Consider the following 20684-nt stretch of genomic DNA (forward strand, 5'->3'; position numbering starts at 1 on the left):
CTCGCTATTGGGTTCATTCGCCAAAGTGGGTCAGTTGCGCTAAGCTAGTGGCCCGGTTTTCAAGAAACAGTCTCCTGGGGGAGCCATGTTCGCAGTCGATACCCATACCCACACAGTTGCCTCTACTCATGCCTACAGCACGATCCATGATTACCTGGCAGTCGCCAAGCAGAAAGGGATCCGTTTGTTTGCCACCACAGATCATGGGCCGGCGATGGCCGATGCGCCGCATTTCTGGCATTTTGTGAATCTCAGGGTATTGCCGCGGATAGTCGACGGCGTAGGGATATTGCGCGGAATTGAAGCCAATATTACCAATCTGGAGGGGGAAATCGACTTCTTTGGTGAGTTCCTGGAGGAGCTGGACTTGGTGCAGGCCGGGTTTCACGAGCCGGTATTCCCTCCCGCCGCCAGTGACAGCCACACTCAGGCGCTGCTGAACTGCATTCGCAGCGGCAAGGTCGATATCATTACCCACCCAGGCAATCCCAAGTATCCATTGGATCAGGAGCTGATTGTCCGCGCTGCCGCCGAGCATAATGTGGCGCTGGAGATCAATAACTCCTCTTTTGCCTGCTCCCGCAAGGGCAGTGAAGACAGCTGCCTCAATATTGCCAAACTGGCGAAACGATTCGATGCCCAGTTGGTGATGGGATCAGATTCCCATGTTGCCTTCAGTCTGGGGGAGTTCCCGCTGGCGCTTGAGATAGTGGATGCCGCCGGTTATCCAAGAGACAGGCTGCTCAATCGCGAGCCATTGGCGCTGCTTAATTTCCTGCAGCAGCGAGGCCACAAGACGCTTGGTGAGTTAATCGACTACTTTAAGAGTGAGGCGGCCGTGGGCTAACCTGGTTCGCCTGTCTTGAGGATACGAGCCACAAAATCCATCAACTGATTAGCCATGAATCCCGAATCGTGAAAGCCAAGACTACCCGAATATTGATCACCGGCGCTCATGGCCAGCTCGGACAGGCACTGCTGGCGAATTTGCCTTGGTTGCCCGAGTTTTCGCCTTCCAGGCTGCGAATGGAGATACCTGAGGCAAGCCTGGTGTCCGGTAGTGCTGTAAAACCCCGCAGTGCTATAGCACCTGGCAGCGCAATTGAAATTGTGGCGCTCGGGCATCAGCAGCTGGATTTAACCTCAGCAGATTTGCCCGAGCGGCTCAGTGAAATCAATGCCGATGTGATAATCAACTGCGCCGCCTACAATGCCGTGGATGCGGCCGAGCAGGATATGGCTGTCGCCATGGCGCTTAATGCCGAGGCGCCGGAGCGTTTGGCCATCTGGTGCCGGCAACAGGGTGCTTGGCTTATCCATATTTCGAGCGACTATGTCTTCGGGAATGTCTTCGGGAATGATTTGGGGAATGATTTGGGGAATGAACTCGGAAACGCTTCTGGAAATGCAGCTACCAATATGCTCGGGAATGCGCCCAGAGCCTTGACCGAGAGCGATGTTTGCGAGCCTTTGAGCCTGTACGGTCAGAGCAAGCTCGCCGGCGAGCAGCGCTTGCTTAAGGCCAATCCCGGCGCCCTGGTGCTGCGAACCTCTTGGCTTTACAGCCGTTTTGGCAGCAACTTTGTGTTGACCATGGGGCGATTGCTGACCGAGCGCCCGGAACTCAAGGTGGTGGCGGATCAGGTCGGCACGCCAACCTGGGCCGAGGCGTTGGCGCGGCTTATCTGGCAGTTGCTCATCTGGTTTCATCTTGATCCAGAGAAGTCCGCGGTGCTGAGCGGCTGCTTTCATTACGCTGCAACGGGGCAGTGCAGCTGGTATCTTTTCACCAAAGATATAGCCGAGCAAATTGCCAAGCCGCAGTGCAATTCTGCGCCAAGCTCTCAGGCGGCGCCGCCATTGCAAACCGCCTTGCAATCTCAAACCGCGTTGCAATCTCAAGCTGCATTACATTCACCAGCAAACCCGGCGCCAATCACGCCAGGGTGCCGGATAACACCTGTCAGCACAGCAGAATACGGCGCCTTATTGAATCGAGCACAGGCGCCGCGCCCGGCGTATTCGGCGCTCGACTCAAGCGCTCTTAAAGATGCCATGGCGGCCATGCCTTCGGCGTTTCGCTGCTATTTGCCAAAAGATTATCTGTCACCCATCTGGCTTTCCTGGCAGGCGCAGCTGGCGCTGATGCTTTCGGGGCTTGGTGCACCTTCCTTGAATTGAATGGGGTTAAACAGGTTGAAAAGTAAGACAAAACCGACTGTAGATTATAACCAGTAGCTAAAGGTTATACCCGCCAAAGCCAGGTGGCTGGCATAATAAACTATCTTGTTGATCCAAAGGATGAAACCTTGTCGAATAATCCCTCCAAGACCTTGCTTGATGCCAAGCAGCTGACACTCTTGGCCGAGATGGCCCGCGCCGCCGGTGAGGCGATAATGCAATACTATCAGGGTTGCGAACTGGCGATTGAGCGCAAGGCCGATGACAGTCCGGTCACGGCTGCCGATCTTGCCAGTCACGCTGTGTTGCAACAGGCGCTGGCGCGTGAGTTTCCTGCCTGGCCACAGATGTCGGAAGAAGCGGCGGATATCCCCTGGGCGCAGCGGCGGGGCTGGGAAACCTATTGGCTTATCGACCCACTCGACGGCACCAAGGAGTTTATCAAGGGCAACGGCGAATTTACCGTCAACATTGCGCTTATTCACCGCGGCCAGGCGGTCGCCGGTGTTGTCTATGTGCCCGCCACAGCCGTGTGCTATTTGGGCGCGCTGGGACTCGGTGCCTGGCGTGAGACCCCAAATGCGGCTGGGTACCAGCGGGTGGAATTGAATGCCAGGGCCGGGGTTAAGCGTCAGGTTCCTGTGATTGTCGGCAGTCGCTCGCACTCGAGCCCGGGGCTTGGCGAGTATCTGCAGCAGCTTGGCGAGCACGAAATGAAGAGTGTCGGCTCATCACTCAAATTCTGCCTGCTTGCTGAGGGCAAGGCGGACATCTACCCCAGACTGGGCCCTACCAGCGAATGGGATACGGCGGCGGCTCAGGCGGTGCTTGAGAGTGCCGGTGGCCGAGTTTTGGAATATCCAGCAGGCAACAACTTAAAATATAACCAAAAAGAAACTATCCTCAATCCTTGGTTTATCGCATACAGTGCCGATTGGCCTTGCGATTGAAGCAGATATACACACCGGAGTTGAAAGCATGATGCGTATCGGCGTTGATTTGGGCGGCACAAAGATTGAATTGGTGGCTCTGAGTGGCGAAGGGAGTGAGCTGTTTCGCAAGCGAATTGCCACCCCCAGAGACTATCAGGCGACCATTGAGGCCATCTGTGCCTTGGTCGATGAAGCCGAGACGCAGCTGGAAATGACAGGAACCATCGGTATTGGTATTCCCGGGGTGATCTCACCCTTTTCCGGTTTGGTGAAAAACGCCAACTCCACTTGGTTAAATGGTCATCCGCTCGATAGAGATCTTGAGCAGCGCCTGGGGCGCAAAGTGCGAGTTGCCAATGACGCCAACTGTTTTGCGGTCTCCGAGGCGCTGGATGGCGCCGCCGCAGGTAAAGAGGTGGTGTTCGGGGTGATCATAGGCACAGGCTGCGGTGCCGGCATTGCCATCAATGGCAGGGTGCATCAGGGGGGCAATGGTATAGGTGGTGAGTGGGGCCATAATCCCTTGCCCTGGATACGCGCCGAGGAGTTCAACAGCACTGAGTGTTTTTGCGGCAAGTACGACTGCATCGAAACCTTTATTTCGGGAACCGGATTTGTCCGCGACTATAACCAGGCTGCTGGGGCGCAGCTCAGCTCAGGCGCCGAGGTGATGGCATTGGTGGAGCAGGGGGATGCCGAGGCTAGCGCGGCCTTTGAGCGCTACCTTGACCGTCTGGCCCGTTCTCTGGCCCATGTGATCAATCTGCTGGATCCTGACGCCATAGTACTTGGCGGCGGTATGTCCAATGTGCAGGCCATCTATCCGGCATTGCCGGCCAGACTCAAGCGCTATGTGGTCGGCGGCGAGTGCCGAACCCCAGTGTTGGCCAATCACTACGGCTGCTCCTCCGGGGTACGCGGCGCCGCTTGGCTGTGGGGCCGGGACTGAGTTTGGCAAGGTGCCCGGACCGTATTACTGATATTCGACTTAGGCGCTTTAGGCACTTTAGACAAAAGGGAAAAGCACTCGAACATGTATTGGGGCAAGCGAGTCCATAGCCCTTCGCCAATCACTGGTCAGCCGAGTAACGCTTCTGTAAGCTATGGCTACTTTTGCCAACCTTCGGATATCAAGCGTGTTCTGGCTGAAAAAAATTCTCTCTCAGTTCTTTATGCCCATCCCTCTAACCTTGGTCACTCTGCTGCTGGCCTGTTTTTATATCCGTCGCAGGCCGGGAGTAGCGCGCGCCCTGGTGGTTTTTGCCATCACTTGGATGCTGCTGCTTTCCAGCTCTATCGGCAGCAATACCCTGCTTGCGGGGCTTGAGCGTCAGTATCCACTTTATACCGCTGCGCCGGCGCGCTCCTGTGTGGTGATGGTGCTGGGTTCTGGCCATGATGATCAGGTTGGCGGACTCGCGCGACATATGTTGTCGGCAACGGCGCTTGAGCGTCTCAGTGAAGGGGTGGCGCAACTCAAGGCGGCCAACAGCAAAGATTGTCTGTTGGCGGTCAGTGGTTGGAGTGGCGGCCTTGAGCAGCAGAGTCATGCCCGGCGCATGGCCGAGGCTGCCATCGAGTTGGGGGCCGAGCCATCGCGAATTCTAATGCTGGAGTCGGCCCGCGATACCATAGAGGAAGCCCTGGCGTTGCGGCAGGCCTTCGGTGCCGGCACAGACGATAAAGGAATAGATGCCTTGGGTGGCAGACAACTGATCCTGGTCACTTCCGCCAGCCATATGCCAAGGGCGATGCGAATATTCCGCTCGACCGGGCTTGAACCTCAGGCGGCACCGACCGACTTTCTGCTTAGGCGCGATCACTGGTGGCGCCTGACTACATCCAATCTGGATAAATCACAAAAGGCGCTGCACGAGTATCTGGGATTGGCCTGGTTGACTGTCACCGGCCGCTAATGGTCCTGAACCCTGGTCATGGAATGAATAAACGGCTGACAAGCCGCTGACAATAGAGCGAAAGCGTTATGGAAACTATCACAATAAGGCCGGGCAGCAAGCGCAATGGCATTACACTGACCCTGGCCGGAGGGCTGGGTGTTGTCCTGGGTTTGGTGCTGTTTATCGGTTGGCCCTGGATGTTTGCGCCCGGACTGGTTTGTTTTGCCCTCGGGGCCGTGTCTTTGGTGCTGGGAGTTGCCAAGCAGCTCGAGCCCCATGTCAGTCTTGAATTCAGCGCCGAAGGGCTGAGGTTCTTTCATCGCCGCGGCAGCTTGTTTGTGGCCTGGGATAATATTCAGCGGCTGGATCAGCCCAGAGTCACCCAAGGTATGGAGCAACTGACGCTGCCCTATGTCGGGCTCAAGCTCAAACGTATCAATCCACTGCTGGATGCCATTTCACCCAGGTTAGCGACCGGGCTCTTGTCGGAGCAGCGGCCCTTGCTGATGACAGCTGCCGCCCAGGATGAAGAGCTGCAGACATTGGAAGCGGCACTCAGCGCCGAGTTTGAACCCCTGACGGTCAATGATGAGCGTTACAGAGGCGTTTTGGCCATGTTTGGCCGCCGCTGCCTGACGCTGGACAAGTACTTGGGCTATCACCTCTATATTCCCGTGGATGCTTTGGATCAACCGCCGGAGAGCTTTGTCCGTAAACTGCGGCAACTGTGGCAGCAGAGGGTGTCGGCTACTGAGTTGTAATTTCTGGCTTGAGTAAGTTGAGAAAAGGCAAGGGGACCCGGTTGGGTCCCCTTGTTGTTGCAGAGTTGAGGGAGGGCCTTGCAGGGACAGCCCTCAAGGTACGGTACTAGTGAGCACCCCCTGCGTGTACCTTATCTACGCCATAGGTCTTGCCTTCGGCGTGACAGGTGGCACAGGACTCAACCGGCAGGTTGGCGTCTGTGGCAGCATCACCGGCAACGAAGGCACCATTGCTCTTGAAGTGGGCCAGAGCGGCCGCGTCAGAGTGAGCGTGACAGGTACGGCAGGATTCTGCAACCGGAGAGATATACTCGGTAGCCGAAATCTTGATTGCACGCTTGGCGGATGTCAGGCCACCATCGGCGGCGAACAGCGGTGTCTCGTCTTTGTGGCAGGCGGAACATTCGGTTTCCACACCTGGATAGCCGTGCAGCTCGCCTGAGGCGTCACGGAAGATGGCAGCTTCACCCCAGTTACCACTGTGGAAGCGGTGGGCAACTGTCATCAGATCCCGGTTGGCATACAAGAGCTCGGGTACTTCAGCAAATATAGGATTACCATCGGCATCCAGATTACCTGTGTTGTACTCGGAGGTGCCGTGATAGGAGCCGTAATAGCTGTTGTTATGGCAGTCCATACACTGATCGAAGGTGTAGGTGCCGTGACGGTTGCCCTTGATATAGTCCAGGGTGCCGTGACAGGCATTACACTTGGCTTCACTGGCGCTCATCCGCTCAGCAATGGCAAAGCGGGCTGTTACTGCATCACCACCGTCAAGGTTATAGAACTTAACGCTTGAAGTGGCGCCAATCGGATTACCGGCATCGAAGGGCATGCCTTCGGCACAGGCGGCTATCTTACCTGAGTTATCGACACAGAAGTTGGCCTCGGTACCGACGTAAATGGTGCCCATCGCCTGAGTTTCCGGTACATCAGCAGTCAGGGTCAGCACGCCATTGGCGGCGCTGCCGCTGGCAAGACCGGGCCTGCTGCCCCAGCGGGTGACTTCACCCTTGGCATCCACATTACCCATCAGAGTGGCGTCTTTGTTGAGCACCGCCAGTTGAGCTGCGTCAGTCAGTGGTTGACCATTGAAGCTGACATTGGCTGTGATGGTAACCAGTTTATTGCCCGCCGTGGTAGAAGCGGCAGCTGTGGCCGAGGTGAACTCAACGGTCAACAGCTCGGCATATTCAGCCCGTTTACCCACCTTGTGAGCCTGGGTTGGACTGAGTGCTCCGCTGCCATGACAGGACTGACATTGACTGTCGTCGGTCTGGGCCAGGTTGAAGTCAGAGTGGCCTACGCCGGTTTCAAAGTTGACATTGATATGGCAGCCGACACAGGCTTCGCGGTAGATATTGGCGTTCCAGGAGTCACCGTTGTTGTGGCAACTGGCGCAGTTGTTGAGTTCTGCCGGGAAGCCGATTTCACCGAAGTACTCTTTGGCTTCACCGGAGAGGAAACCTGCGATGTGATGGCCGGCATGCAGCCTGTGAACCATGGGGCCGAAATCAAATACCCAACCTTCGGCTTTTTGGGCTTCGTCCGGTACCAGAGCCGGGTTGTGGCAGGCAACGCACTTCTCAGTGCTTTGGTAGTTGTGGTGTGCGTTTATCTTGGCGATGCGGCCTTCGACTTCGCCGTGGCAGGCGATACAGGCGGCATCTGTTACCGTATCTTTACCTGTGGCTTCAACCAGCTCGCCGGATGCCGGAATATAATCCAGCGGCGTAGAGAGCACCTTGTCTGCAACCGCTGCGCCGCTGGCATCCTTGAGGTTATAGGCGCGCATGAACAAGCGATGAGGTGCGCTGAGGTTGTCGTTGGCATTCATAATGGGGGCGACCCCGTCATGTTCCCAAGTGCCGGTATAGGTACCTGGCTCGGCCGGATCTTCAACCAGAAGACAGGCATCGCCAGTCTGACCTCTGGAGCTATAGGTGCCATCCAGGGTGCAATACATGGAGCTGCCCAGTTCCTGAGCCGTGGCATTATTGACCCATTGCAGCGGCGCACCGCTGCCCGAGTCATTGCTCATGGCGGTAATAGAGTAGAGGGCGACCTGATCCAGGCCCGTCAGAGGGACTCGCTCCCCTGAGCTGTTGGTGGCCGAGGCCTTGAACTTGAGGGCGAAGGCTTCGCCGCCTGCCAGTGTGTTGTCGGCCGGCACTATCTCGAAACTGACATCGCCGGCACTGATAATGGTGGAAGTACCTGAACCTGCGGGGGCTCCTGGCTGTCCGGGTTCGCCTGGTATGCCAGGTTCACCGGGGGCTCCGTCTTTTCCGTCCTCACCGTCCCCGCATGCGGTAAGGCACAATAGACTGGTCAGAGCCAGCGCCAGTAATGACTTATTATGGTTTTTCATCATAGCGTCCCTTTATTCAAATTATGGGTACTGCTTGTGCAGTAACTTGAATATACATACATCTAAAGTAGTAGTTTTGACTTATTGTTTTATTTGTGAATTAAGGGTTAAAAAATTGATAAAGAAATAACTGATGGTGAAATGGATAATTTCAGTTTTTGAAATTGCCGAATCTACAGGGCAGAAAACCCATACCAGGGACAAAGCGGTCAGCAGCTTTTGATAGGTGGGCGAAGGGTGTCGGTGCTGGTGCGAGTAAAGGGGTCAGGCACAGGACCTGACTCAGTTTTCAATACTCGGCTTTGGGGTAGAGTTCTTGAGTGACCAGAGCCAGTAACTGCTTTCTTTGTTGCTCGGAGTAGCGGCGGTAGCTGGGGGCTTTTTCCACCAAGGAGTAGCTTGGCAGCGAAAATGCCCGGTGGAGTTTGGCCACCTCGGTTTCGGGCAGATGTTGCACCCGCAAACCCGGCATGCCCTTGATAAGCGCCATTTCGTTGGGAGTGCTGAAGGCTACACTGCCCATGGTAAGCAGGTGAGCGTGCCATTCTTCCCTGTCGTGTACGGCATGTACCTGGGATAGGGGTATGCCTTCTTGCTGACAGAAGAGCTCCATGGGATCCATGCGTTCGTTGAAGCCCTTGATGGTCAAGTAAACGAAGGTGTATTGGCTGATATCTTCGAGGGTGATGGCCGGGGATCTCTGCCACAGGGGATGATCTTCTCGGCTGACCACACATACGCCCATGGTCTGCCCAAGTGAACTCAGAATGAGATCCAACTGCTCAGGGTGTTCGAGACAGATCCCCAAATCCAGTTGCCCACGGTGAATCTTCTCTGCCGAGTCGTCCTGCCAGGGGTAGAGCCTGACCTGACCCAACTGCTGTTGAATGTTTTTCAGCCCCAATTTCATCGCCAGTGCGGAAAGCAGTCCATGCGCCACGGCAATATGGATACAGATGTCGTTCGAGGGCTGACGGCTCTGATGAACCTGTTGCTCCAGCCGATGCACTGAGTGAATGAAATCACAGACGGGCTGATACAGGCTTTCGGCCAGTGGGGTGGGCTTGAGTTTTTGCTGGCGGCGATAGAAAAGCTCGTCATCAAAGGCCAGCCTGAGCGCGGCCAAACAGCGACTGACCTTGGGGGCGGAAACCGCCAAATCTCTTGCCGTACAGTTGGCATGCCCCGTCTCATAGATGTTCTTGAACACCATGAGAGTAAAGATATCCAATTCGCACAACTGCTTGAGTAATCGACTCGTCACTTACATCCATCCCGCGGCTTCATACCACTTAGGGGGTAGATGTTAGCTCTCCGAGCAGCGCATTACTGTGACTGAGCACCATTCTGTGCTGCTTTTGTATATTTTGTGAACAAAGTGTGATGGAGATCCTGTTGCAGGATCCCATACTTTAAACTCATTCCTGGGTTTGCAGCCTCAACTCGGTAGCCGTTTCGCTGTCATTACCCAGCTGTTTCAGCAGATTGACCTCTTCTTTGACTCTCATGCCGATAAATTGGCCACCTTCGAAGATCTCCATCGACTTACTGGCCACTTCACCTTCGACAGTCCCTGTGCCGCAGATGGTCAGTTTTTCACAGCAGAGCTTACCGCGAAACAGTCCGGAGACCTTGAGCTCCTGGCAGGTGAGTTCGCCATCAACCAAGCCGTTGGCTTCTATGGTCAGCTTGCTTTCGGCGTTGATTTTTCCATAAATGGCACCGCCAACCAGAGTCTCGCCATCGAAGTGACTCTCACCGGTGATTTTGCTGCCCTGGGCAATATATGTGAGCCCCGTCGTTTTTTTGCTTTTACCAAACATAATGCTTTTTAAGAGTTTTTTCTCAGGGAAGGCCCGATGTTACCCGTTATTGAAAAAGAACAAAACCACTAAAATTTGGCGCTGTGGGAGTCAGATTTTTGGCTCCCGGATGGGAAGTCAAGCGGGGTCTGGCTCTACCAGCTTGATGGCAGAGGCGGGGCAGGGGGCAACGCAGGCGCCGCAGCCGCTGCAGCGCTCGGCATCCAGTACAGGTTGAGCGGTAGCCCCTAAAAGGGGCGGAAAGCGGATCGCCCGCTCGTCGCAGGCATCCTTGCAGCTTTGGCAGACAATACCCTGGCGGGCGAGGCAGTTGTCGGCAAATTGGGCTATAAGCCGCCAAGGCGCTTCGCTAAGAGGCCTGAATGCCGGCTCTGCACAGCTGGTGACACAGGCTTGGCAAAAGCTGCATTCGGCGCGCTGGAAGTTAAGCTCCGGAAAGCCGCCATCCCCCTTGATAAGCACTTGGGTCTCGCAGGCATCCACACAGGCGCCGCAGCGAGTACAGGCGTCGATAAATTCCGCTTCCGATTTACTCCAGGGCGGCCTGACCACATTACTCTTGCGGCGACTGAACAGATGTCTGCGGGATAGATCCATGACTAACCCTTGTAACCGTTAGGATTGTTGGATTGCCAGTTCCAGCTGGAGTCGGCCATATCCTGCAGGCTGTGCTCTGCCTGCCAGCCCAGCTCTTTGGTGGCATGGGTAGGGTCGGCATAACAGGCGGCGATATCGCCGGGACGACGCGGGGCAAACTCAAAGGGGATCGCCTTGTTGCAGGCTTTCTCAAAGGCTTTGACCATCTCAAGTACGCTGTAGCCCTGGCCGGTTCCCAGGTTATAGGTGACCAGGCCCGGATTGGTGGCGAGTTTATCCAGTGCCTTGAGGTGGCCTATGGCCAGGTCAACCACGTGGATATAGTCGCGCACACCCGTGCCGTCTACCGTGGGGTAGTCATTGCCGAATACGCTGAGTTTATCGCGCTTGCCGACGGCAACCTGGGCGATAAAGGGCATCAGATTGTTGGGGATATCGTTGGGATCTTCACCGATGCGGCCGCTCTTGTGGGCGCCGACCGGGTTGAAATAACGCAAGCGGGCGATGTTCCAGCTGGCATCGGCCGCGGCCAGATCCGCCAGAATATGTTCCACCATCAACTTGGACTGACCATAAGGGTTGGTGGCGCCGGTGGGAAAGGCCTCAGTGATCGGCAGACTGGCGGGATCGCCGTAAACTGTGGCCGATGAGCTGAATACCAGGTTGCGAACGCCATATTCTTTCATCACCTGGCACAGAACAAGGGTGCCGGTGACATTATTTTCATAGTATCTGAGCGGCTGGGCGACGGATTCACCCACCGCCTTAAGGCCGGCGAAGTGAATAACGGCTTCGAAGCTGTGGTCACTGAAGACTTTCTGCAGGAATGCCTTGTTGAGAATATCGCCTTGATAAAAGAGCACGCTCTTGCCGCTGATCTCTTCGACTCTGGCCAAGGCTTCGACACTTGAATTGCTCAGGTTGTCTATCACCACAACCTCTTTGCCCGCGGCCAGAAGTTCAACCAGAGTGTGGGTGCCAATATAACCGGCTCCACCGGTGACCAAAATTGTCATGCTTTACTTCCTTTAACCAAATCGCCCAGATAGGCGGCAAATTCACGTCCAAGCTCGGGGTGGCGCAATGCATGTTCCACCGTTGCCTGTATATAACCCAACTTATTGCCACAGTCATGGCTCTTGCCACGCATGTAGTAAGCGTTGACCTGCTGGCTTTGCATCAACATGGCAATGGCATCCGTGAGCTGAATTTCATCACCGGCACCGGCCGGCGTCTTGCCAAGCAAGGGCCAAATGGCGGCAGGTAGCACATAGCGGCCCACTACAGCCAAGTTAGAGGGGGCTTCGTCGACATCCGGTTTTTCAACCAGTTTGATAAGCGGCTGGGATTCGCCCGGCTTAAGATCGTGGCCGTTGACATCGGCTATTCCGTATTGGTCTACCTTCTCGTGAGGCACACCTTCCACCATGATCTGCCCGGTTCCAGTGTGGTCAAACAGGCTGACCATTTCGGCAAGATTATCGCGGGAAAGATCGCTGGCTGCATCGTCTATCAACACATCCGGCAGCAGCACGGCGAACGGCTCATCACCTACTACCGGACGGGCACAGAGAATGGCGTGTCCCAGCCCTTTGGCCTGAGCCTGGCGGACGCTGATAACAGTGACATTTTGCGGGCAGATGGACTGCACTTCATTGAGCAGTTGCCGCTTTACCCGGCGCTCAAGCTGGGCTTCCAGTTCAAAACTGGTATCGAAATGGTTTTCAATGGAGTTTTTACTGGCGTGGGTAACCAGCACGATTTCCTTGATGCCGGCGGCAATGGCTTCGCTGACAACATATTGGATCAAGGGTTTATCTACTACCGGCAGCATCTCTTTGGGAATGGCCTTGGTGGCCGGCAGCATTCGGGTGCCAAGACCCGCAACGGGGATTACCGCCTTGCGGATGGTGGTCGATTTTATCGGCATTCAGATACCTTGGGTGCTCGGGATAAATCAGCCCCTATTGTAATGCAGTGGCACCGAAAAGCCATTTGCAAAAAGGGCTAATTTCCCTGGAAATATGCAAAAAAGCCTGTTTGGAGCACAAAAATAAGCTTCTGAGTTCACAGAGTTAAATACCAATTCGTAACTCAATCTTTACAAATTTTCTTCACTGGTCGCCGGAAATAAAGTGTGACCTGGTTAACAAAAGTGTGGCCTTGAGTGAACATGAAATCAGAAATGATTCAGGCAGTGAGTATGGACTATGAGTAAAGCAACTCAATATGTGGCCCGTCACCCAGGCAGTGATGGCCGAATAGATTACCCGCAGGACGAGCACGCCATCTGGCAGGAGCTGTATGCCCGTCAGGAACACAACTTGCCGGGACGTGCCTGTGACGAATACATGCAGGGACTCAAGGCGTTGGACTTGCCCAAAGACAGGATCCCGCAACTGGGTGAGCTGGATGCCGTGTTGCAGGACACCACGGGCTGGAAGACGGCGGCGGTGCCGGCGCTTATCTCATTCGGGCGCTTCTTTGAACTCCTGGCCAACAAGGAGTTTCCGGTGGCAACTTTTATCCGCAGCAGGGAGGAGTTTGATTACCTGCAGGAGCCGGACATCTTCCATGAGATTTTTGGTCATTGTCCCTTGTTGACCAACCCGGCCTTTGCTCATTTCTCCCATATTTATGGTCAGCTGGGGCTTGATGCCAGCAAGGAAGACAGGGTCTTTTTGGCACGTCTCTACTGGTTTACCGTGGAGTTTGGTTTGCTGCGTACCCAGACTGACGGCCTGAGAATTTACGGTGGCGGCATTTTGAGCTCGCCGGGCGAGACGCTGTACGCCTTCAGCGACACACCGGAGCGCAGACCTTTTGAACTGCTGGATGTGTTGCGCACTCCCTATCGGATAGACATTATGCAGCCCATCTATTACGAGATAGAACATATCGATTTTCTGGATGAAATCGCCCGCATGGACATTATGAAGGCGATTACCCAAGCCAAACGACTGGGACTCTTTACCCCCAAATTTCAACCCAAAGCCAGCTGATACTGGCGGTAATGGCCTGCGTGCAAGAGTGCAGGCCACTTTCAAGGAGATGTTATGACTGAACTGGCCAATATGAAGTGCGAAGCATGCCGCGCCGATGCTCCCAAGGTGACAGATGCCGAGCTTGCCGAGCTTATTAGGATGATCCCGGATTGGGGCGTACAGGTGCGCGATGGCATCATGCAGCTGGAGCGGGTTTACAAGTTTAAAAATTTCCGGCAGGCAATGGCCTTTAGCAATAAGCTGGCGGACTTGGCTGAAGAAGAGTTTCACCACCCGGGGATCCTGACCGAATGGGGCAAGGTGACTGTGACCTGGTGGTCGCATTCCATTAAGGGGTTGCACCGTAACGACTTTATCATGGCTGCCAAGACAGACCAGTTGCTGGATTAATCTTTTCCTAATATATTCAGTGTGTTGATTGTCTCTTCACACTGAATCCTTTCCCTTTGTTACAAATCCGCTGTAAAGCGAGCTTGCCACTTGTGTCAGAACCTTCTAACGTATAGGGCGCATTTTTACATCGCCTGCCGACCTCTTCATGCAGGCGATAATCCCAAAGAATCTGAATTATAAAAGGGAATGACAGTTATGCGCTTGGAAGTCAGTTGTCAGGATCGCGTTGGTTTAGCCAAGGATATTTTAATGGTGCTGGAGCGATACGGGATTAACCTTATCGCTATCGACGCCAGTAACAAGGGATTCTTATATTTGCAGTTTGCCGAGGTCGGCTTTGAGACCTTGAGTGAGTTGATGCCCCAAATCCGTAAGGTGGAAGGGGTGCACGACGTCAGAACCGTTTCCTTTATGCCCTCGGAGCAGGAGCATTACGCCCTCAAAACCCTATTGAAAACCCTGCCGGATGCCGTGTTTTCCCTCGACGGTAAGGGACGTATTCGTATCGTCAACGAGTCGGCCTTGCTTATTCTGGAAATGGCCGAACATGAAGTAATAGATGAATCCCTCAATCACTGGGTGCAAGGCTTCAATTTTGGTCGCTGGCTCAGTGAGCCCAAGGTGTTGGCGCAGGCCACCCGGGTTGCTATTGGCAGCAACGAGTATCTGGCCGAGATGCTGCCCATTTATCTGCCGGATGAAAACGACAAGAGTATTCTCGCCGGCGCCGTGGTGGCACTCAAGTCACCTGCGCGGGTGGGCAAACAGTTCAACGCGCTGCAGAGCCAGAGCAGTGGCTTTGATTCCGTGCTGGCCGTCAGCGACAAGATGAAAGAGGTACTCAAGCAGGCCAAGCGTATGGCACAGCTGGATGCGCCTTTGCTGATCACCGGGGAAACCGGCACAGGCAAAGAGCTGATGGCCAGGGCTTGTCACGATGCCAGCATGCGGCGGGAGAAACCCTTTATTGCCATCAACTGCGCCGCCATGCCCGACAGTGCCGCGGAAGAGGAGCTGTTTGGTTATGTCAGTAAGGGGGAAGTGGTTAAGCGGGGTTTCTTCGAAGAAGCCAAGGGCGGCACCGTCTTCCTCGATGAAATTGCCGAGATGTCCAAGGCCGCTCAGGTCAAATTGTTACGCTTGCTGCAGGACGGCAGTTTCCGCCGTATCGGCGGCGATGTAGAGGTGCGCGCCGATGTCCGTATCATCTGCTCGACCCAGAAGAATTTGGCGGAGCTTTGTCAGACCGGTGAGTTCCGTGAAGATCTCTACTACCGAATTCACGTACTGAGTTTCCATATGCCGGCGCTACGTGAACGCAGGGTCGATATTATCCCGCTGACGGAAATGTTCCTTGAACACTACAGCCTGCAGCTTTCCAGCCCGGTGCGGCGGATCTCAGCGTCCTGCCGCGATCACCTGTTGACCTATGCCTGGCCCGGTAACGTGCGGCAACTGAAAAACGCCGTGTTCAGAGCGGTATCCATGTGGGACGGTTCGGCCGAATTGACTATAGAACAGTTGAAACTGCCTTCCTATGCCGAAGGTTTTGGCTATTTCGACAAGGAGTTTGAAGGCACCTTGGATCAAGCCATGAAACAGTTTGAAGCCGGTTTGCTGCGGCGTCTCTATCCGGCGTACCCCAGTACCCGCCAGTTGGCGAAAAAGTTGGGGGTATCCCACACCGCCATTGCCAATAAACTCAGGGAATATGAGATCAGCAAGAAGCGCTGAAGCCCTGTAAAGCGGATTTGCCGCCGGAACGGCTGAAATTTAGGCTATCTTTGAGCGCAAAGCCTTTGCCGGCGCTTGCTGATGGCAAGCGTCAGTGAAAGTTTACAAACTCGTTCCCGTGCGGGCTAAATGTGAAGTGAGTCACAGAGTTTTCATTCCCCGCGGCATGAGGTATTACTGGCGGGATAACAGAAACGGATTGAGCCGGGCACATAGCCTGATGAAAACCATTAATCCGGGCAGAGACAGGAAGGAGCAGGTATGAAATTAGCGACATATGACAATGGACGCCGCGATGGTCAACTCATGTTGGTCAGCCGAGATTTGAAGAAGACAGTGGCTGTCCCCGCCATAGCCCAGACCATGCAGCAATTGCTTGACAGTTGGTCACTGCTGGAACCTCAGCTCAGAGAGCTTTCCGATGCCCTGAATGCCGGCATGTTGGATAACACCCAGGACTTTGACGAGAGCCGTTGTTTGTCACCTTTTCCCCGCGCTTACCAGTGGGCTGACGGCAGCGCTTATGTCAATCATGTTGAGCTGGTACGTAAGGCCCGCGGCGCCGAAATGCCGGAGTCTTTCTGGACCGATCCCCTGGTCTATCAGGGCGGTTCAGACAGCTTTATCGCTCCCAGAGCCGATATCCCGCTGGCAAGCGAAGATTGGGGCATAGATTTCGAGTCGGAAATTGCCGTGGTTACAGATGATGTACCCATGGGCGTGAGTGCTGAAAACGCCGCCTCTCACATCAAGCTGTTGATGCTGGTTAACGATGTGTCGCTGCGTAACCTGATCCCGGCCGAGTTGGCCAAGGGCTTTGGCTTTTTCCAGTCCAAACCTTCCAGCAGTTTTTCGCCGGTGGCAATCACACCGGATGAGCTGGGGGATAAATGGCAGGATACCCGGGTTCACCTGCCGCTGATCACCCATCTGAACAACGAACTGTTCGGCAAGCCCAATGCCGGGGTGGATATGACTTTCAACTTTGCCGAGCTGATCGCCCATGTCACCAAGACCCGCCCCCTGGGCGCCGGTGCCATCATAGGTTCGGGCACCATTTCCAACTATGACAGAAGCGCAGGTTCCAGCTGTTTGGCCGAAAAGCGCATGCTGGAAGTGATTGCCGAGGGCAAGGCGGTGACGCCATTTATGGGCTTTGGAGACAGGGTCAGAATCGAAATGCTGGATGATGCCGGGCACAGCATCTTCGGCACGATAGATCAGCAGGTAGTTGAGTATATAGCCGAGTAAAATAACTCGATAACAAAACGGGGCTCTCTGAAGCCCCGTTGGTTTTTATACCGGCTTGGTATTGCCTTCGAATGTGTCAGCGTTAAGGCTTTGGATAAAACATCACCAGAGCGGAGTCGCAATCTAAGGCTAGCGAGCTTTGGGAGAACAACTTATGTTGAAATTATATGGTTACTGGCGCTCCAGCGCCGCTTATCGGGTGCGGATTGCGCTCAACCTCAAGGGGCTTTGCGCCGAGCAGCTCTCAGTTCATCTGGTGCGCAATGGCGGCGAGCAGCATCAGGCTGCTTTCAAGGCGCTAAACCCGCAGGAGTTGGTGCCGGCTTTGGTGGTGACGGATGACACCGACGAGCGCGCCGAGTTGGTGTTGTCCCAATCGCTGGCGATCATTGAATATTTGGATGAAGCCTTTGGCGGTGAGGCGCTGTTGCCGGGTGATATTGAGCAGCGGGCGCTGGTCAGGGCCATGGCGATGGGGATTGCCTGTGAGATCCATCCTTTGAACAACTTGCGGGTGTTGCAGTATCTGACCGGGACGCTCAAGTTGGATGACGCGGCCAAGAATGATTGGTATCGCCACTGGGTCGAACAGGGCTTTGGTGCATTGGAGCAACAGCTGCAGCAGTACTCGGGCCGGTATTGTTTCGGCGACCAGGTCAGCCTGGTGGATATCTGTCTGGTTCCCCAGGTTTATAATGCCAAACGTTTTAATATCGATTTGTCTCCTTATCCCAATATATGTCGTATTAATGATGAGTGCCTGACTCTGTCGGCCTTTATTGATGCAGCACCTGAAAATCAACCAGATGCCCAGTAGTTTTATTATTTTATAGTCATCTATGCGGTGACTATAAAATAACCTTAAAAATACCCCGCGCTTGAAAAACCTCTCTTATAAAATGATACCTTTCTGTTAATAACAGGCTTTTGGAAAATAAAATCCGCTCGGCAATTTGTAACTAATTATTTAAACAATATGCTGTTTTTATTACATTTTTGGTATGGATTATATAGGAAATTGTTTTTAGATTTATAGGTTTACCATTTCTTTATTTAGTCTTTTATAAAATGTCTAAAATAACGTATTTCGTATCGTATGTAGGATTTTTCCTGCTTGTTGTTTTTCTCTTATTGAATTAGTTGTTACATGTGATACACATGTTAATGCTTGGTTTTTGCCAAGCTATAACAATAAAAATACGCCATACCTATTAAACATTTGCTTCCGAAACCTGTTTTCGGCGGTATGGCGTTTTATTATCAAAAGGAAAAGAAGTATGCATAAGTCGATTATTGCGCTGAGCATAGCCGCAGTCTTATTGGCGGGGTGTGGCAGTGACAACAAGAAGGCACCTGAGCCGGTTAATACAGCCCCTGAGAGTCAGGATGTGACCTATGACGTTCGTCAGTCGGTACGCCTGGATGGTCAACTGGAAGGAAGAGATGCCGAAGGAGGGATAACCTTTTCGTTAGTGGATCCCGGCGAAGTCAAGCTAGGGACTTTGACCATCAATGATGCAGCCAAGGGCAGTTTCAGCTACCAGACCGATACGCTGGAAGGCACAGAAGTCGTGCGCTTCAAAGTCAGTGACGGCAAGAGCGAGTCTGTCTCAACGCTGACATTGCGTATCGACGGTGGCGACCCTTTGTATCAGCATCAGTGGCACTTGAAAAACACAGGCCAAAATGCCTTTGCCAAGAATCGCGGTGTGGCCGGTGAAGACATGAATGTCAGTGATGCCATCGCCTCGGGTGTTACCGGTAAAGGCGTTATTGTTGCTGTGGTAGATGATGGTCTGGAGATTAGTCACCCGGATCTCAAGGCCAATGTTATTGAAGGCGGCTCCTATAACCTGATCACCGGCACTATCGATCCTACGCCATTTGCCGACAGTGCTTCGCACGGTACTTCTGTTGGTGGGATCATAGCCGCTGCCGGTTGGAATGGTCTTGGCGGCCGCGGAGTTGCCCCCGATGCCAACCTTATCGGTTTTAACTTCCTGGATAGGGATCCCAGCGGTAAGGTCAAGAGCGTGCAAACCTTTGAGAACTTCGCCAAGTCCCACGGTGCCAGTGCTTACAGTGACAATGCCAGGGTGTTTAACCAGAGTTATGGACGTCAACCGCTGAAAGCCGACTCAATGAAAGAGAATGAGTATGAGGTTTATCAACAAGTTACCACTAAAAGCTTTGATAGTAGAGGTAGTGTTTTTGTTAAATCGGCGGGTAATGGTTTTCGCTATAACTACTTAGGGCTCAATTCTTTGGGGATACCTCAATTCCTATTACCTGGAGATTTTTTTAGCGCTGAAGCGGAAAACAAGCCTGCAAATAAAGGGTTGCCTTACCACAACGCCAATATGTCTCCAAATAACACCAATCTTTATAATATGGTGATCAGTGCAGGAAGTGCAGATGGTAAACTCAGCAGTTACTCATCGGTGGGGGCAAATGTTTTTGTTAATGCTCCTGGTGGTGAATCTGGTGATGAAGACCCTGCGATAGTGACCACGGACAGAGCCGGCTGTGACAAGGCAGGGCGGGATTCCACTTTGCTTATATCTTAACCAAATAACAACTCTGAGCGAAATGTAGGACTCCAACCAGCACGGCGGCGCTTACCTGCCAGACTGTCTTTTTTGCCTTGGTGCTGCCTTATCGCACTCAGAGCCGCTCGGTTAAATAGGGCGAGATGCTTTGCGCCATCAGGATCCGTTACCTTCAGCGCATCTTCGCGGAAGACCACATCCAGCACCCAATGGAGCTGATTTTCTACCCCCCAATGCTCTCGAATAGTCCTCGCGGCCTCTTCGGCATTGAGCGGTAAGGAACTGACATACCAGCGTGAAGAACATGATGTTATTCCATCGACTGTCCGTTCACTGGCAACTTCGATAAATGAGGTGATGTGCGGCCACTTTTTCTTAAGTTCCGCTGATAATTCTGCTTCTATCTGCATGACTGTTCGGCGCTCCCTGCGGCCATGACCCATGTTGAACTGCTCAAATATAGCCAGTTCTGGCTGCTCATACGCTTTACTGAAGCTGGTTTTGACTGCTTCAAATAATCCCGGCTGGTTCGACTTGAGCTGAATAATGAAATCACCGTTCCCCTGTTTAATTTTGTTCATGGTAGACACCTGACAATGCAGTGCATCCAGCGTCAGAACGGCATTATCCAGTGCCATAGCATCAATCATGTTGCGGGCGACTTCAGCTTCTTTCCCTTTAGAATGTGAACTGTCTTGGTAAAGTGTAATGCCGTTGCCGACATCAAATGCGCTGACAACATGGAGTGCATTCTTAGCATCCTCACTCCACGCCCCGCGCAGGGTTTTTCCATCCAGCGCGATAACGGTTTTCCCTTCCGTTTGCCGTTGCTCATTGATCCAGCCAAATATGGCTTGAAGGAGCAGTTCGCTGTCCAATGCTTTGATTATATTACTGATACAATGCCTTTTAGGGATGCCATTTTCAAATTTTCGGTACAGACGGAGCCAATCTAGCTGTTCTTCTCCGAATTCCTGAATGGACTTCCACCCAGTCGCACCGCTGAGGATAGCACTGAGTGTCAGGAACACCACATCCACTAAATTATGCTTTAGATTGATGTCCTTACGGGGATCGGTAATCTGTTCTAGTTGTTTCAAAAGGGTCATGGTCATCTGTGGATTAAGGGCAAGGCAGATCAGATCATGACCAACCGTAAAAGTTCAATTTAAAGTGGGATCCCGCCCTG

The 20684-nt window shown here is 53.5% G+C and carries 19 protein-coding genes; 12 read left to right on the plus strand and 7 right to left on the minus strand.

What is annotated here, in order from left to right:
- The first annotated feature begins 85 nt into the window (after positions 1-85).
- From ACMHXI_RS01700 to ACMHXI_RS01725, 6 genes are all read left to right on the plus strand, one after another.
- On the plus strand, positions 86-847 hold the full coding sequence (locus tag ACMHXI_RS01700; RefSeq protein ID WP_413733843.1) for a phosphatase: 762 nt from the start codon (positions 86-88) through the stop codon (positions 845-847).
- Positions 848-915: 68 nt separating this feature from the next.
- Positions 916-2181: an SDR family oxidoreductase gene (locus tag ACMHXI_RS01705; RefSeq protein WP_413733844.1), complete on the plus strand. Its 1266-nt coding sequence runs from the start codon at positions 916-918 to the stop codon at positions 2179-2181.
- A 188-nt stretch (positions 2182-2369) separates the two neighbouring features.
- Entirely contained in the window at positions 2370-3131 is a 762-nt protein-coding gene (gene cysQ, locus ACMHXI_RS01710; RefSeq protein WP_234503159.1) for a 3'(2'),5'-bisphosphate nucleotidase CysQ, read from the plus strand.
- Positions 3132-3159: 28 nt separating this feature from the next.
- Positions 3160-4062 carry a fructokinase gene (gene mak / locus ACMHXI_RS01715; RefSeq protein ID WP_208181401.1) on the plus strand — a complete coding sequence of 301 codons (903 nt, stop codon included), beginning with the start codon at positions 3160-3162 and terminating at the stop codon, positions 4060-4062.
- 187 nt (positions 4063-4249) lie between these two features.
- On the plus strand, positions 4250-5029 hold the full coding sequence (locus tag ACMHXI_RS01720) for a YdcF family protein (RefSeq protein ID WP_335901364.1): 780 nt from the start codon (positions 4250-4252) through the stop codon (positions 5027-5029).
- Between the two features lie 68 nt (positions 5030-5097).
- Positions 5098-5772, plus strand: coding sequence for a DUF2982 domain-containing protein (locus ACMHXI_RS01725; protein WP_208141913.1), 675 nt, complete (start codon positions 5098-5100; stop codon positions 5770-5772).
- A gap of 106 nt (positions 5773-5878) precedes the next feature.
- Here ACMHXI_RS01725 and ACMHXI_RS01730 read toward each other — a convergent pair whose 3' ends face one another.
- From ACMHXI_RS01730 to galU, 6 genes are all read right to left on the minus strand, one after another.
- Positions 5879-8146, minus strand: a complete 2268-nt coding sequence (locus tag ACMHXI_RS01730; RefSeq protein WP_413733847.1) for an OmcA/MtrC family decaheme c-type cytochrome — start codon at positions 8144-8146, stop codon at positions 5879-5881.
- Between the two features lie 286 nt (positions 8147-8432).
- Positions 8433-9407, minus strand: coding sequence for a LysR family transcriptional regulator (locus ACMHXI_RS01735; protein ID WP_045282639.1), 975 nt, complete (start codon positions 9405-9407; stop codon positions 8433-8435).
- A 154-nt stretch (positions 9408-9561) separates the two neighbouring features.
- On the minus strand, positions 9562-9966 hold the full coding sequence (locus tag ACMHXI_RS01740) for a bactofilin family protein (protein WP_025010908.1): 405 nt from the start codon (positions 9964-9966) through the stop codon (positions 9562-9564).
- 117 nt (positions 9967-10083) lie between these two features.
- Complete coding sequence (gene napF / locus ACMHXI_RS01745) at positions 10084-10563, minus strand: ferredoxin-type protein NapF (RefSeq protein WP_208184905.1); 480 nt, start codon at positions 10561-10563, stop codon at positions 10084-10086.
- A 2-nt stretch (positions 10564-10565) separates the two neighbouring features.
- Positions 10566-11579 (minus strand): UDP-glucose 4-epimerase GalE, encoded by a 1014-nt coding sequence (gene galE, locus ACMHXI_RS01750; RefSeq protein WP_096142701.1) that lies wholly within the window; start codon positions 11577-11579, stop codon positions 10566-10568.
- Positions 11576-12487, minus strand: a complete 912-nt coding sequence (galU, locus tag ACMHXI_RS01755; protein WP_115390626.1) for a UTP--glucose-1-phosphate uridylyltransferase GalU — start codon at positions 12485-12487, stop codon at positions 11576-11578. Before galU ends, galE begins: the two co-directional genes overlap by 4 nt.
- 286 nt (positions 12488-12773) lie before the next feature.
- On the opposite strand from galU, the gene phhA reads away from it, so the two are divergent.
- From phhA to ACMHXI_RS01785, 6 genes are all read left to right on the plus strand, one after another.
- Positions 12774-13565, plus strand: coding sequence for a phenylalanine 4-monooxygenase (gene phhA / locus ACMHXI_RS01760; RefSeq protein ID WP_025888339.1), 792 nt, complete (start codon positions 12774-12776; stop codon positions 13563-13565).
- A gap of 54 nt (positions 13566-13619) precedes the next feature.
- Positions 13620-13958, plus strand: coding sequence for a 4a-hydroxytetrahydrobiopterin dehydratase (locus tag ACMHXI_RS01765; RefSeq protein ID WP_025010903.1), 339 nt, complete (start codon positions 13620-13622; stop codon positions 13956-13958).
- A gap of 198 nt (positions 13959-14156) precedes the next feature.
- The gene (gene tyrR, locus ACMHXI_RS01770) at positions 14157-15695 is read left to right on the plus strand and encodes a transcriptional regulator TyrR (RefSeq protein ID WP_045282641.1); all 1539 of its coding nucleotides are present in this window, start codon (positions 14157-14159) and stop codon (positions 15693-15695) included.
- A gap of 261 nt (positions 15696-15956) precedes the next feature.
- Entirely contained in the window at positions 15957-16946 is a 990-nt protein-coding gene (locus ACMHXI_RS01775; protein ID WP_025010901.1) for a fumarylacetoacetate hydrolase family protein, read from the plus strand.
- 157 nt (positions 16947-17103) lie between these two features.
- Positions 17104-17763: a maleylacetoacetate isomerase gene (gene maiA, locus ACMHXI_RS01780; RefSeq protein ID WP_054745180.1), complete on the plus strand. Its 660-nt coding sequence runs from the start codon at positions 17104-17106 to the stop codon at positions 17761-17763.
- A gap of 460 nt (positions 17764-18223) precedes the next feature.
- Positions 18224-19513 (plus strand): S8 family serine peptidase, encoded by a 1290-nt coding sequence (locus tag ACMHXI_RS01785; protein WP_413733851.1) that lies wholly within the window; start codon positions 18224-18226, stop codon positions 19511-19513.
- On the opposite strand, the gene ACMHXI_RS01790 is transcribed toward ACMHXI_RS01785, so the two are convergent.
- The gene (locus ACMHXI_RS01790) at positions 19510-20604 is read right to left on the minus strand and encodes an ISAs1 family transposase (protein ID WP_109248997.1); all 1095 of its coding nucleotides are present in this window, start codon (positions 20602-20604) and stop codon (positions 19510-19512) included. The two genes, ACMHXI_RS01785 and ACMHXI_RS01790, sit on opposite strands and share 4 nt — an antisense overlap.
- Positions 20605-20684 lie beyond the last annotated feature (80 nt).

Origin of the sequence: Shewanella sp. BJSY2023SW005 (assembly GCF_047314585.1) — a bacterium.
Taxonomy (GTDB): Bacteria; Pseudomonadota; Gammaproteobacteria; order Enterobacterales; family Shewanellaceae; genus Shewanella; species Shewanella algae.

Coding starts and splice junctions, on each gene's coding strand:
- cysQ (WP_234503159.1), top strand. CDS start 2,370: ATGGCCCGCGCCGCCGGTGAGGCGATAATGCAATACTATCAGGGTTGC.
- ACMHXI_RS01725 (WP_208141913.1), top strand. CDS start 5,098: ATGGAAACTATCACAATAAGGCCGGGCAGCAAGCGCAATGGCATTACA.
- ACMHXI_RS01700 (WP_413733843.1), top strand. CDS start 86: ATGTTCGCAGTCGATACCCATACCCACACAGTTGCCTCTACTCATGCC.
- galE (WP_096142701.1), bottom strand. CDS start 11,579: ATGACAATTTTGGTCACCGGTGGAGCCGGTTATATTGGCACCCACACT.
- ACMHXI_RS01730 (WP_413733847.1), bottom strand. CDS start 8,146: ATGATGAAAAACCATAATAAGTCATTACTGGCGCTGGCTCTGACCAGT.
- phhA (WP_025888339.1), top strand. CDS start 12,774: ATGAGTAAAGCAACTCAATATGTGGCCCGTCACCCAGGCAGTGATGGC.
- tyrR (WP_045282641.1), top strand. CDS start 14,157: ATGCGCTTGGAAGTCAGTTGTCAGGATCGCGTTGGTTTAGCCAAGGAT.
- ACMHXI_RS01765 (WP_025010903.1), top strand. CDS start 13,620: ATGACTGAACTGGCCAATATGAAGTGCGAAGCATGCCGCGCCGATGCT.
- napF (WP_208184905.1), bottom strand. CDS start 10,563: ATGGATCTATCCCGCAGACATCTGTTCAGTCGCCGCAAGAGTAATGTG.
- ACMHXI_RS01775 (WP_025010901.1), top strand. CDS start 15,957: ATGAAATTAGCGACATATGACAATGGACGCCGCGATGGTCAACTCATG.
- ACMHXI_RS01790 (WP_109248997.1), bottom strand. CDS start 20,604: ATGACCCTTTTGAAACAACTAGAACAGATTACCGATCCCCGTAAGGAC.
- mak (WP_208181401.1), top strand. CDS start 3,160: ATGATGCGTATCGGCGTTGATTTGGGCGGCACAAAGATTGAATTGGTG.
- ACMHXI_RS01785 (WP_413733851.1), top strand. CDS start 18,224: ATGCATAAGTCGATTATTGCGCTGAGCATAGCCGCAGTCTTATTGGCG.
- ACMHXI_RS01740 (WP_025010908.1), bottom strand. CDS start 9,966: ATGTTTGGTAAAAGCAAAAAAACGACGGGGCTCACATATATTGCCCAG.